The sequence below is a fragment of the Nonomuraea jiangxiensis genome, assembly GCF_900099965.1.
GTDB classification, from domain to species: domain Bacteria; phylum Actinomycetota; class Actinomycetes; order Streptosporangiales; family Streptosporangiaceae; genus Nonomuraea; species Nonomuraea jiangxiensis.
This window is the reverse complement of the sequence record NZ_FNDJ01000039.1, coordinates 52363-64952: the sequence shown is the minus strand read 5'-3', so window position 1 is coordinate 64952 and position 12590 is coordinate 52363. Positions and strand designations below refer to the sequence as shown.

Annotated in this window: 9 protein-coding genes and 1 tRNA gene; 5 read left to right on the top strand and 5 right to left on the bottom strand. The window is 66.3% G+C overall.

Annotated elements, in window-relative coordinates:
• Positions 1-43: 43 nt before the first annotated feature.
• A complete protein-coding gene (locus BLS95_RS48675) occupies positions 44-913 on the top strand; it encodes an exodeoxyribonuclease III (protein ID WP_090946431.1) in 870 nt (289 codons plus the stop codon).
• A gap of 91 nt (positions 914-1004) precedes the next feature.
• Positions 1005-1223, top strand: a complete 219-nt coding sequence (locus BLS95_RS48670) for a hypothetical protein (protein WP_090946430.1) — start codon at positions 1005-1007, stop codon at positions 1221-1223.
• 153 nt (positions 1224-1376) lie between these two features.
• On the opposite strand, the gene BLS95_RS48665 is transcribed toward BLS95_RS48670, so the two are convergent.
• Entirely contained in the window at positions 1377-2315 is a 939-nt protein-coding gene (locus BLS95_RS48665) for a cobalamin biosynthesis protein (protein WP_090946429.1), read from the bottom strand.
• A complete protein-coding gene (locus BLS95_RS58705) occupies positions 2299-2730 on the bottom strand; it encodes a phosphotransferase (protein ID WP_245765737.1) in 432 nt (143 codons plus the stop codon). The genes BLS95_RS48665 and BLS95_RS58705 overlap by 17 nt, the downstream gene beginning before the upstream one ends.
• A gap of 850 nt (positions 2731-3580) precedes the next feature.
• On the opposite strand from BLS95_RS58705, the gene BLS95_RS48655 reads away from it, so the two are divergent.
• Positions 3581-3654, top strand: a tRNA-Arg gene (locus BLS95_RS48655).
• Between the two features lie 208 nt (positions 3655-3862).
• On the opposite strand, the gene BLS95_RS48650 is transcribed toward BLS95_RS48655, so the two are convergent.
• Positions 3863-5428, bottom strand: a complete 1566-nt coding sequence (locus BLS95_RS48650) for a tyrosine-type recombinase/integrase (protein ID WP_090946428.1) — start codon at positions 5426-5428, stop codon at positions 3863-3865.
• A gap of 1076 nt (positions 5429-6504) precedes the next feature.
• On the opposite strand from BLS95_RS48650, the gene BLS95_RS55100 reads away from it, so the two are divergent.
• Positions 6505-6939, top strand: a complete 435-nt coding sequence (locus BLS95_RS55100; RefSeq protein ID WP_143044229.1) for a hypothetical protein — start codon at positions 6505-6507, stop codon at positions 6937-6939.
• Positions 6940-7270: 331 nt separating this feature from the next.
• Here the strand turns inward: BLS95_RS55100 and BLS95_RS55095 are convergent, their stop codons facing one another.
• The gene (locus BLS95_RS55095) at positions 7271-8041 is read right to left on the bottom strand and encodes a hypothetical protein (RefSeq protein ID WP_143044228.1); all 771 of its coding nucleotides are present in this window, start codon (positions 8039-8041) and stop codon (positions 7271-7273) included.
• Positions 8042-8413: 372 nt separating this feature from the next.
• Positions 8414-10078, bottom strand: a complete 1665-nt coding sequence (locus BLS95_RS48640; RefSeq protein WP_090946457.1) for a DUF6119 family protein — start codon at positions 10076-10078, stop codon at positions 8414-8416.
• A 428-nt stretch (positions 10079-10506) separates the two neighbouring features.
• Here BLS95_RS48640 and BLS95_RS48635 point away from each other — a divergent pair, with 428 nt between their 5' ends.
• Positions 10507-12582 (top strand): DNA methyltransferase family protein, encoded by a 2076-nt coding sequence (locus BLS95_RS48635; RefSeq protein ID WP_143044227.1) that lies wholly within the window; start codon positions 10507-10509, stop codon positions 12580-12582.
• Positions 12583-12590 lie beyond the last annotated feature (8 nt).

Here is a 12590-nt window from a genome sequence, read left to right as displayed (position 1 = left end):
GGTTCGGTCCTGAGGACCGGCCGACCGGTGGCAGGCTGGAGGAATGCGCCTGGCTACGTGGAACGTGAACTCGGTCAAGGCACGCCTGCCCCGCCTGCTCGACTGGCTGGCCGAGACCGAACCCGACATCCTCTGCCTCCAGGAGACCAAGTGCGCCGCCGCGGCGTTCCCCGCCGCCGAGGTGGGCAAGCTGGGATATGCCGCCGCGGCCCACGGCGACGGGCGGTGGAACGGCGTCGCGATCCTGTCCAAGGTGGGCCTGGACGACGTGACGCTGAGCTTCCCCGGCGAGCCCGGCTTCGCCGAGCCCGGTTTCGCCGAGCCCGGCGAGGACGGCCCGCCCGGGCTCGCGACCCTCGACGAGGACGGCGAGCGCGGGCCGCTCGCCGAGCTCGGCGCGGTCTGCCCTGAGGCCCGCGCGATCGGCGCGACCTGCGGCGGGCTGCGGGTGTGGTCGCTGTACGCGCCCAACGGCCGCACGGTCGACTCTCCGCACTACGCCTACAAGCTGGCCTGGTTCGCGGCGCTAAGGGACGCGCTCGCCGCCGAGACGGCCGCGCCGCTGGTGGCCTGCGGCGACTACAACGTGGCGCCGACGGACGCCGACGTGTGGGACCCCGCGCTGTTCGTCGGCTCGACCCACGTCACGCCCGCCGAACGCAAGGCCCTGGCCGACCTGCGCGCCCTCGGGCTGCATGACGTGGTGCCCACGCCGATGAAGGGACCGCATCCGTTCACGTACTGGGACTACCGGGCCGGGATGTTCCACCAGAACAAGGGCATGCGGATCGACCTCGTCTACGCCGGCGCGGACGTCACGGCCCGAGTGCGCTCGGCCTACGTCGACCGCGAGGCCCGGAAAGGCAAGGGCCCCTCCGATCACGCACCGATCGTGGTCGATCTCCACCCGTAAAACTCGGGCCCTAGGAGTATCCTGAGTTTCAAAAGCCTCGGGGGCATCAGTTTTCAAAGCCCACAGGGGGATCTCCGTGGCAGCTGCAGACATGCGCATCGTCTTGTTCATCCTCATCGCGCTCGCCGTGTTCGCCCTCGGCCGCCGCTATCAAGCAATGATCATCATGCGGCAGGTGTGGAAGCAGAGCGCCAAGCAGGTCACCGCACGTAAGGTGGTCGCGCACAACGCGGCCAGGTCGATGATCGGGATCACGGTGGTGTCGTTGTTCGTGATCTGGCTGGTGCTCAACCTCAACCGCGTGATGTGAGCGCCGCCTTCAGAGCGATCACGAGGACCGTTCACCGCGTGGCGATTGCTTGAGGCGGGCGGCCATGGCGCGTTTCCTGCGCCGGGGAGACGGATGACCGCCCGCCACAATCCTTCAATGTTGTCCGTCACACGGTTGGTCGGGTCCCTTTCCTCATGACGACCGGGTGCGCGATCTCAGGGCCCACGCCGTCAGGACGGCTGCTCCGGCGGCGGCCAGGCTCACCGCCCGGGTCAGGCGGGCGGCGCGGCGGATGTCCTTGACGGCGGGCCTGGGGCCGTCGCCCATGGTCGGGCGGTGTTCGGTGCGGCCGCCGTACACGTTCGTACCGCCCAGCGTCACTCCGAGCGCGCCGGCGAACGCGGCCTCGCACCGGCCGGCGTTCGGGCTGGGGTGGCGGTGGCCGTCCCGGCTGAGCATCGCCAGCGCGCGCCCGGGGTTCGGTCCCGTCAGGACCGTGAGGAGCCCCGTCACCCGGGCGGGCAGGTAGTTCGCCACGTCGTCGAGGCGTGCCGCCGCCCAGCCGAAGCGCTCGTAGCGGGGGGAACGGTGGCCGATCATGGCGTCCAGCGTGTTGATCACCCGGTACGCCAGCAGTCCCGGCACCCCCGCCACCGCCCCCCAGAACAGCGGGGCCACGACGGCGTCGGAGGTGTTCTCGGCCAGCGACTCGACCGTGGCCCTGGCCAGTTCGGGAGCCTCCAGGCCAGCCGGGTCACGGCCGCAGAGGTGGGGGAGCCGGGCTCTGGCGCGTTCCAGGTCGCCGCGTTCGAGGGCGTCGGCCATGTAGGCGCCTTCGCGGGCGAGCGTGGTGCCGCCGAGCACCGCCCAGGTCGCGACGGCGGTGACGGCCGTACGGGCTGCGCGGCCGGGTACCCGCTGGGCCAGCACGCCGAGGGCCGTCGCGGATCCGACGCACACGGCGACGTGCACGACTCCACGCGCTCTGCTGTCCGCGTACAGGGATCTTTCCAGGCCCGCCGCGGCCCGCCCGAACAGCGCTACCGGATGAGCGGCACTGCGGGGGTCGGCGAACACCTGATCGAGGGCCACGCCGAGAGCGAGGCCCAGGGGGTCATACCAAATGGGCATAAAGCTCATCTTCGTGGACATCCAGCCAGGCAGCAGCACGGCGGATGCGCTCACCCGCGCCGCCCGCCCACATCCGGGCCCAGGTGCCGCCGGCCGTGGCGCGGGTGCGCATCACGGTGTAGGAGCGGTGGAAGCGGGTCCTGGCCAGCTCAAGGAGGCGGCGGCGGTCGCGGGGGAGCAGCCCGTACGCGTCGCAGAACAGCCGGAGCCGGGCTCCCACGTCGAGGTTGCGGAGCAGCGGGTGGCGGTCGACGGGGTCGGCGATCGGGGCCCAGTGCCGCAGGGTGGTGGCGACGTCGAAGAGCCGGGTGGTCGGCCGGGCCAGATCAAAGTCGATCATCGCATGCGGCCGTCCGGGCCTGGAGAAGACCACGTTCTCCGGCGTCAGGTCGCAGTGCCCGACGACCTCCGGCATCCGGTCATCGTTCGACCCCCCTTCCCACCCGTCAGGCGTCAGGGGAAACCCGATGGTCGCGTCATGATATTCACGCAACAACAGCGCAACCCCGGACAAAGCCCCATCGGTCACGCTTTCAACCCTTAAACCAGTCGTTCCAGGGATGAACGTCAAGATTTCCCGCCCAAGCCCATCCATCCCCACCACCCGGGGCGCACCCTCGAACCCGACCGCCTCTAGGTGCCTGAGTAGGGCGTGCACGGCGGGCGTAGACGTACTGGCCGGTCTGCGCACGGTATCCCCAACCCGCACCACCCCGTCAGTCACGTCCCCGCCCTGCAGCGGAATTTCATGCAGGAGCGTCGCGACCATGCCGACAAATCTTATCCCCTCCCACCCCACCCCGCCCCCCGTTCCCACCCCACCCCCTCCCTTCCCCACCTCCCCAACCGACCCCAGCCACCCGTACGCCATCTCGACATCAAGCCGGCATCGCTCCCCGCCCCAGGCCCCCCACGGTGCAGCCGCCACGAGCACCCCCGCCCCGAACGGACGGACGCGACCCGCCACCCAGCCCCAGCCCCGAACCCCCGCCGCCCCAGGACACCCTGCCCCGACCTCAGCCGAAACCCATCCCTCCCCCTTGGGGGCATCTGGGCGGGCTCTTTGTATGGCTTTCTCCGGTTTCTCCTCTTCCCGGCAACTTCGATATCCTCACGGAGACCACATGGCCAGGCGCGCCATCAGCCAGGACCTGCTGGCGACAGCCCTGCGAAGGCCGTCCATGTGGGTGTGATCGGCCTGGTCAGGCTGACACGGGGAAAACCTGTGCATGACAAGTCGCCGGATCATGCACAATAAGGCGGGAGCGCCCTTAGCTCAGCTGGATAGAGCACCGGACTTCTAATCCGACGGTCGCAGGTTCGAATCCTGCAGGGCGCGCTTTGATCATGTTCTGACCTGCGATGATGCGGGATCGGATGCGTTCTAGAATTTTTGTCTAGCGTTTGCGTGCTCCGTGCGTGCTCGCGCGCACCAACCCCGCACACATCATGATCCATTCACCGTCTCCGGCTGCTGCGGGAAGAGCAGTGGCCCCGACTGGCCGCGAGCAGGCGGCGAATGCGGGGCCGGACACTTAATCCGACTGTCAGCTCCTCAGCGAGATGAGTTTCCCGGCCTCAGCCTGGCTTTCCTCGCCGAAGAGCAGGGCGGCGGTCTTTTCGGCGGCGGCCGTGGCGACCTGCGGGTAGACGGAGGTGTAGGTGTCGGCGGTGAAGGCGCTGGAGGTGTGTCCCAGGGTTTCCTGTACAACCTTCATCTCCACTCCGGCGGCCAGCATGAGCGAGGCGGCGCCATGGCGGAGGTCATGGAGCCGGATGGGTGGCAGGCCGGCCAGGTAGGCTAGCCAGAGAAACTGGTCGGAGACGTGCTGGGGATGCAGGCGGCTGCCGTCGGGCTGGGTGAAGACGAACCTGCTGTCGGTCCATGCCTCGCAGATGGCCAGGCGTTCCTGCAGTTGCTGTTGCCGGTGGGCGCGCAGCACCCGTGCGGTGTCGGTGTCCAGGGCGATCGTCCGGACCGAGGCGTCGGTTTTCGGGGTGCCCTCATGAACCTCCCATGCTAGCTGTACGAGCTGCCAGTTCACCGTCAGAGTGTGGCCGTCGAGATCGACCTCCTTCCAGCGCAGCCCGCACGCCTCGCCCCGGCGCAACCCGCGCAACGCGATCAGCTGGTAGAGGGCGAACAGGCGGTGACGCTGGGCTTCTTCGAGGAATAGGCGGGTGTGCGCTGGCGTCCACACCATGACCGGGGAGGGGCGCGGCACGCTGGTGTAGGCGTCGATGGGATCGACCCGCCGTCCACCTCGGCGTTGCTTCTGCCTCTCCCGGTAGCTGCGGTAGTCGGCCTGCCAGGCACGGACGCGGTCGTCGGTCCATACCAGTGGCTTGGGCCGGGTGTGAGCGGGCATCTCCAGGACCGCGGCGGGGTTGAAGTCGATCAGACGGTCTTGCCGCATGGCCATGTTGAGCGCGTGCCGGAGGGTGGCGCGGATGCGGTGCATGGTGGCGATGCTGATCGGCCGCCGGTATTTGACGCTCGCGCGCACCTGCGGGTCGGGTTCGGCGCGGCGTTCGGCGATGGTGTCGTTGAACTCCTCGATCTGCTCGAACATCAACGCGATGTCGCTCACCTTGAGCTGCTCCAGCCTGAGCCGCCCCAGATGCGGGGTGAGGTAGAGGCGGATGTGGCCCTCGTAGGAGCGGCGTGTGGTCTCCTCGATCTTCCGCTTGCGGTTGAGGAACTCCGCCAGCCACTGCTCGACGGTGATCTCCTGGGTCAGATGCTGCCCGGTCTTGATCTTGCGGCGGATCGTCTCCGCGTTCGGAAGCGTGTCGGTCTCGGCCAGGGTGCGCTTGATCAGGTCGGCGATCTGGGTACGGGTGGCGGGCTCGCGCGGGTCGGTCAGCGCGAGCAGGTCGCGCACCTGGCCGAGTTCGTCTTTGGCGGCGTCCTGGGTGGCGAAGCCGCCGCGGCGCAGTGGCCCGCGCCGCGTGCCGTCGGGTCCGGGTGGGAGTTCGATCTGGTAGTTCCAGATGCCGTGCCGGTAGCTCCATCCGCCGTCGGCGCGGCGCAGCTTGGGGCATTTCTGCCCGAGTGCCTTGCCGTCGCTGTCGCGGCAGGAGCAGCGTTTGAAGGTGCGTCCCTCGGCCATCGTGGTGACTGTCCTGTTCTCTTTAGTGCTGTTGGGCAGGGGCTGGTGTGGGTGAGCAGGGGCGGGGTGGCGCTCGGCACAGGATTGCTGCGCCCAGCCCCGGAAGCGGCCGGTGAAGGGACCGACCGCCCTGGCCAAGAGCCGTGCCTTAAACGAGTCCCGTTCCGGACATGCATCCCGCGATATCCCGTTTAGCCATGGCCCCGGTGATCGGTGGCTACGGGCGCACGGCGGTCCTGTCGCCGTGCCGCCGTCTGTGCGGTGTGGAGCGCCGGGGCCGCCGTGTGCCCGTCTGACGCGGCCGATGCGGTGGCGTGAGGGGCGAGCACGCCCGTGGTCGTCACCCCGCCGCATCGATGGCCGTGCCGGACAGGGTGTATCGACGCCCACCTGGATGGCGATGGTCAAGGCCGAATCCGACGGTCAATGGCGGGGCGGGCGCCGGCGGTCTCCGCGTGTCGCCGCCAGTTCAGCGCTCATCGCTTCGAGGCGACGCAGAGTAAGGACGGCTCCCGTGTGCAGGAACGCATCCATGCGTGCGGGGGAGATGAGAAGCCGTTTCCAGTACGCCGGCCTGGGATGACCGTGCATCGCTGCTGGCCCGATGGGTCTCTTCGATCGGCAGTTGGACGCCGTCGTTCGTGCCGAAAGGTATGGTCCGCGGTTCGCGTGGTACGGCGGATGATGTGGTTCGGGGGTGTTGCGTTGTCGTGCGGTGAAGTCATGTCGGTGTGGCCCGATCACCTGGGCCACCTGATCCCTGTCACCTTTATAAATACCTGCGATCAGGCCCGGATTCGGACAGTAGGCGAAGCAAAGGTTTCATCATGATTACCGGACGCAGCATAGTATCCGGGTGCACCCTCATCGTCCGCGATCGGCGGTAGGCAGCCTCGACCCAGCGAGGGATCGGCCATGGCGACCTGCAGGATGAGAGCGACGATAACTGGGAAGTTAGCGCGCCTGCGGATTAAAGCCGACAGGCATTATGCTATGTGCTGTCGCACCGTATCTTAATGTGTAACTCTGTCCGCAAATACCGGCGTCAAAAATGTCCAAGAATGCCGCCCGGTGCTATGCCATATCAGGTGCCGGCGAGCATCGAACCGAGCAATCATGGGGTGGCCGCCCAGGCCAGCACCCTGGAGCAGCTCCGCCTAGCCACTCGGGCTGAGGAGTGCGCGTCAGGCGCCACCTTCGATGGCAGCTCCGACATTCCGGCCGATGCCGATCTGATCGCCGCGGGGACGCTGATCGACGTCAAGAGCATCCGTCGTGTCCATGACTTCCCGCTACCAACCGTGTACCAACTGCTCGGGTACGTTCTGATGGAGTACTCCGACCGCTACCGGATCGACGCGGTCGGCGTCTACCTGTCCAGGGCGGGCGTTGGTCATGTGGCCGGTGGAGGACTACCTGGCGTTGCTGGGAGCCAGGCGTCGCGATCTCAATCAGCTTCGTACAGCGTTCGCGCAGCTGCTGAAGTACCAGGGATGCCGGGCCGACGATGACCCTCTGCCAGAGCAGGTGGAGGGTGTGAGTTGTCTGCTGGACAGCCTTGCAGCCCTTGTTCCGGAACGACGCTGCAAGGTCTGCGCACAACCGCTACCGGGATCTGGTCGGGCCTTCACCCGACGGCGACGTTACTGCTCCGCCTTCTGCGGCCAGCGTGCTTTCTCCCTGCGCCGTAGAGGGTGGCTGGACTTGTAAAGCAGGCCACGATCACGTACCCGGAAGAGGCCATGAGACAGGGGAAGCTCGTACGACAGGTCCACGATTCGACACGGTCTGTGGAGTCTGGGCTCGGCAACGGGTTCCAGCGTGAAGGTCAGCGCATCGACTTCATCCGTCAGTCTGCGTAAGCGCGATGACCATTCGTTCAAGACTCCAGTTGGGATCGAGGAGAGGGGGAATGCGCTCTTGGGCGGGTTGCCGGGCATGTAGGTCTCGGGCGAACGAAGCGTGATCGGATTCGGGAGCGAAGATGGTCATGACGTCATTGAGAGAGAAGACAAGATCGCCCTGGTGGCGCCATTCACGCTCCCAGGAGAAGTCCTTGCGGTAGTTGGCCCCATCACTTGATCGAGTTCCGGTTCCCATCTGTTCCATAAAGGGCGTAAGTCGAAGGATGTCCGGAAGGTCGCCGTTTGGTTGTGTGAACGGTAGGGCAGGCTCGCCGAGGGCTTCCTGGACGAGACGATCGATGGGGACGGTCAGCCAGTCGTGTCCGGGTGTGATGTCGATGTACCAGATCGGGTTCACCCCGCGGCGTCGTGCCCACTCCTTGGTGAAGGCGAGTCCGAAGCTGGAGAGCCGAACGCTTCGACCCGCGATCGGCTGGCACATCATCCAGGTGTGTTCGAGCGGTGTCTCCGTGAAGCAGACGGCTCGTTGGCTGTCTTCGAAGCGCGTGCCTTTGAGGAGTGGCGCCGCCGGACCGAAGCTATTGACGGCCTGCACTTGCTGATCGCGCAGGATGGCGAGGAGGGATTCCCTGGCACTGACCCCACCGGCCCGGTCGCGTGTGAGATGGACGAGAAAGGTCGACAGATCGCTTCGTCGGTGGAGCAGGTTCTCGACGGCGACCGGCTGGTGGGCAGGGGGATATGACATGACGCTCCCAGGCTTTTGGGTCAATCTGCCCACTGTAGGGCCTATTCCGCGACCTCTTGGGCGCAACAGGGCCGCCTCGTGCGAGTGCCGGAAGAGGCCGCGCACGCAGCTGCTATGCCGTCAAGGTTCCACGTCGACGGTGGCGATCTCCTGCGGCCTCTGAGCAAGGGATGGCTTCATCTGTCCTGCCAGGGCGAGGCTGCCTCGTGTTCGGCTGGTTGTTGCTCCTGAGCCGAAGCGAGGTGACCAAGGATGTCGAGATCATGGTTATCGGCATGAGGCGGCGGTGCTGCGGCGTCACCTCGGCCGAGGTAGAGGTGAGTGTTGCTTCGGACAGCACTCACCTCAAGCCCTCGTATGAGGCTTATGGCCTTACTTCACGACACACGCGCATGGGCGCCCACGGACCCCGACAACCTCGATCGCGACTCCCCAGGCGCGAAGGACAGTGGCGGTGTGCAGAAGGGCGACCTGCGCGAAGGGAAACAGCGTGTTGGCGGTGAGCTCGGCGCCGTCCTTCAAGAGAATCGCCAGGACGACCTTCTTGGGCTGGAAGCCCTCAGGCAGTTCCCACCCGCCAGGGGCCTGCGCCACCTTCTCCCGGAATCCGACGATGGCGTCGGGGTCGTGCTGAAGAGCTTGGACGGCCACAAGTACCTGCTTGAGCAGGTGGCTGAGCGCGCCAGCTCGGTAGGCGCGCTTGGCCATCATGAGCGTGCCGTCGGGATAGAGCACGTCGCAGATCTCCACGCCGTTGCCCCGGTGCAGTCGGGTCTTCACGAGCTTCTTGTCCATGCAGAGATAGCCGCGGCCCGAGTTCTCGATGTCCTCGCAAAAGCGGTGCTCATCGTGCGCGAGGTCCCACGCGGGCAGGTCGTCTGTGGCTGAGGAGACGATCAGCCTCTCAACCTGGCTGCGGACCGTGGCGAGGTAGGCGGGACCGATTTCGTACCAGTCCTCATCGAGCAGGAAGAACCGCTGGTCACCCAGCGCCACGTCGGCCTCCACCCAGCGAAGAGCAGAGGAGTAGCAGATCACGTCGTCACTGCGCGCGCGGCTGTCCTCGTAAAGAACGACCTTGCCCTCGCGCAGGGCCTCCACCCTGGTGCCAGCCCGCTGCACCCGCGCCCGCTCAAGCAGATAGGCAAGGTCGAAGGTGTCGCCTACCTTCCCTTGCCGACTGTTAATCCGCATACGGAAGGCGCGAGCGGCCAGATACTGGTCCCAGCGACCCTTCGGGACGGCTCCCGCTACCCGACCCTGGTCAGGCCCGCCGAGGAGGTCGTCCAGAGCCTCCTCCAGCCTGGCGATGAGGTCCGCGTCAGTGATCTCGGTGATGTACTCGACGAACTCCAGATCCGGGTGCGGGCGTTCCTCTCGGCAGACCCGCGAGATCTCCCGGACGTCGGTAAGGAGGTCCGGGCCATCAACCCCGAGGTGCAGCCGAAGCCCAACGCCACCGTGCGCACTGGAGACGCGCGCCCGACTCCGCGAAGAGACGGTGAGCTTCACACCACCGAGACGGCCGCCGATTGTACGGACGATCTGCGCGTGCTCCTCGATTCCGAAGGTCCGCACGGACGCCCCGCCAGGAACCAGGGTGATGTCGGTCTTCCCGCTGCCAGGCGTCTGCCGGACCAGGTCGTTGACCTCGGCGGGGTTGACCTGTCGGATGGCGAAGCGCAGTCCGAAGCGCTTGTCCTTCAAGCGGTTGGCGATGAGGTGGTGGCCGAGTCCGTAGCCGATGGCGTACACCTCGTCGTCGAGGGCGAACATGAGCAGTGAGGCAGGTTGGATGCTGGGGCGGGAGACCCAGCGGTTGCTGGTGCGCCGCAGGTCGGGGTACCAGCTTGCCTCGGCCTTGACGAACACGCCGTCGATCATGATCGCGGGCACGCCGAGCTCGTCGGACAGGATTTCGACATCGGCGCTGATCGAGATCAGCTGGGTCATGTCGAGCGCGTCGTACAACGCCTCGATGGTTGGGGCTACGCCCTTGACGCGGTACAGGGTGCGCTTGGCGGTGGTGTGGGTCATGAGGTGCTCCTTCTCGCGGAAGGTGCCGGAGTTGGGCCGCGGCACCGGGGGAGTGCTGTGAACAAGGATGCGATCCGACAACGGCCAGCGTAGGCAAAATAGCACCATGGAGCTTGATAAGGGGGGTTATCATCACATGGAGCTGAAATAAATGATCTTGGCGCGGTTGTGCAGGAGGGTGGAGGCTGAGTTGGCGCAGGCCGGTTGGGGTGATGGGCAGAGGCCGCTAGATGCTCCCGCCGATGGTTGGCGAAGCCTGGATTGCAGGGACGGCGAAGTGCGGGCCGATTGCGCGGTCGAGCTTCTGCGCTGTGAAGAAGGATCCAGCCTTCGCGAAAGTGGACGAATGACCTGATAGTGGGGGTTATCAAAGGAAGCCATGGTCGAGTCTGACCTGTTCGCCTAGGCTGGCTCAGACATGAGAGGAGGTGCTGACGATGCGAAACCCGTGGAAGGGCGCAACGCTGATCTCGATGCCGGAGATTGCAGAGCTCGCCAAAGTTCAGCGACCCGTCGTCAGCACTTGGCGTCGCAGGTACCCTGAATTTCCCAAACCTGCCTCTGGTGACCATGAACACCCGCTCTTCGATGCTGCCGAGATCGCTGACTGGCTGGTAAAGACTGGCCGAGCCAAGCGCCGGGACATCGACGGAGATCTGTACCTGCATACCCTCGGCAGGCTCTCCGGTCAGCTACCGCCTCGAGCTCTCATGGCAGCCTTGACCTCGTTGATCGCGCTGCGACACTGCATCGATGACGAGCTCGACGATGGTGAGCCAGGCGTTCTGGGCAGACTTCAGGAGCGAGCTGCCGAGCACGACCCCGCCGATGAGCTGCTGCGGTCGGAAGTCGAGGCGATCCGGGCGCCTTGGTTGCCGAAGGTGGTCGACGAACTGGTCGAAGCCGCCTATGGCGCGACCGGCGCATACGAAAAGATCATGGACATCAGGGAGCGCCTCGGCGCGACCGACTTGACCGCCGACCGTCTGGCCCCGCCCCTGGCCCGTCTCATCGCCAAGCTCGCTGCTGCCACAGCCCGCGCTGACTGGCATGGCATCGCGAGGATCGCAGATCCGTATGCGGGCACCGGGGATCTACTCCTCGAGGTCTCTCAGCTTCGCGATGACCAGCCGATGCACCTCACCGCCTGCTGCAGCGACCCCTACCTGGCACGGCTCACCCGGCGTCGTCTCTCCGTCCATGATCTGCACGAGGGAGATTTCTCAGTACAGACAACGCCTGGATCTAGTCTGCAACAAGCCGATGTCATCGTCGCGCAGCTTCCCTACCGGGCGGGTGAGGAGCGCAACGTCAATGACACCTTCGAGCTCATGAGTGAGCTGTCGGCGGACCTGCGGCAGGGAGCGACCGCCATCATCGTCGCGCCAGCCGACACCACCGCGGCGTTGGACCCGATCAGCCAGGCGGGCAAGCTTCGCAGCCACCTCATCAAGGACGCGACCAAAGCGATTATCCGACTACCCGGCGGGCTAATCCCGGCCCGGCCCGGCTATGAGGTCGCGCTCTGGGTGCTGAACTCCTACTACGGGAACGATCTAAAGGGCAACCTGCTCGTCGCTGACATCTCTGACCAGCCGCTCACCGAGGGCATAGTCGATGCCCTCGCCACCGACATCCTCACCTGGCGCGAGCCGGGCTATGATCCCGCCGCACACCGCCTGTCCTACGCGGTGCAGCTACCGATCGCAGCAGTCGTCCGGTCCTCCCGGACCCTCACCCCGCGTTACTTGAACCTGAGCGAAGACCCCGTCGACCCGCACGAACAGGTCGCCCGCAGCCTCGACCTTGAGCGGATGCTCCAGGAAGCACGTCCCAGCCGGGCCATGGACCTGCACATCGAGACCAGCGACGCCCGATCCCGGCCCCGCACCGAAACCCTTGGCCGGCTGACCAAAGGCGCACGGGACAAGGCCAATCTTCTGTCGATGCAGAGAGGGACCCGGGTCGACGTCGCGCTGATCCGCCAGCAGTCGGGGCGCACAAACTCGTATTCGCTGATCGGCCCGCAGGAGGTCTGTGGCCGGGCACCTCTCGGATCTCGGGTCGTAGATCGGTTAGAGTTCGAGCGGCGCTATCCCAATGCGCGACGGAGTCTCCCCGGCGACGTAGTGATCACCACCATCCCCGAGCCGGGCGTGATCGTCGACCATGACGGCTACTCCGTGGTCGAGTTCCCTGCCCGAGTGCTGCGAATTAGCGAACTCGGCCGGGAGCATTTCACTTCGCGAGTCCTCGCCGCACTGCTGTCTCGCTCCAGCCGGACCGCCGGCGCGATCCGGCCGGTACAGCGGTTGGAAGAACTGTGGCTACCGCTGCTGTCTCCGGCTGACCTGCACCGGTTTGACCGGTTGCTTGTCGAGCTCGACGAGCGCCGCCGGCTAGCCCATATCGAGCTCGACGCTCTCGCCGAGCTCGGTCAGATCGCCGCGACCGGACTCACCGACGGAACCCTGACCCTTGCCGACCACAGCACTCAAGACTGAGGAGCACA

What these genes read in the sequence shown, in the direction of transcription:
- BLS95_RS48675 (WP_090946431.1), top strand. Translation starts at nt 44, where the DNA reads ATGCGCCTGGCTACGTGGAACGTGAACTCGGTCAAGGCACGCCTGCCC.
- BLS95_RS48670 (WP_090946430.1), top strand. Translation starts at nt 1,005, where the DNA reads ATGCGCATCGTCTTGTTCATCCTCATCGCGCTCGCCGTGTTCGCCCTC.
- BLS95_RS48665 (WP_090946429.1), bottom strand. Translation starts at nt 2,315, where the DNA reads ATGCCCATTTGGTATGACCCCCTGGGCCTCGCTCTCGGCGTGGCCCTC.
- BLS95_RS58705 (WP_245765737.1), bottom strand. Translation starts at nt 2,730, where the DNA reads ATGCCGGAGGTCGTCGGGCACTGCGACCTGACGCCGGAGAACGTGGTC.
- BLS95_RS48650 (WP_090946428.1), bottom strand. Translation starts at nt 5,428, where the DNA reads ATGGCCGAGGGACGCACCTTCAAACGCTGCTCCTGCCGCGACAGCGAC.
- BLS95_RS55100 (WP_143044229.1), top strand. Translation starts at nt 6,505, where the DNA reads ATGCCATATCAGGTGCCGGCGAGCATCGAACCGAGCAATCATGGGGTG.
- BLS95_RS55095 (WP_143044228.1), bottom strand. Translation starts at nt 8,041, where the DNA reads ATGTCATATCCCCCTGCCCACCAGCCGGTCGCCGTCGAGAACCTGCTC.
- BLS95_RS48640 (WP_090946457.1), bottom strand. Translation starts at nt 10,078, where the DNA reads ATGACCCACACCACCGCCAAGCGCACCCTGTACCGCGTCAAGGGCGTA.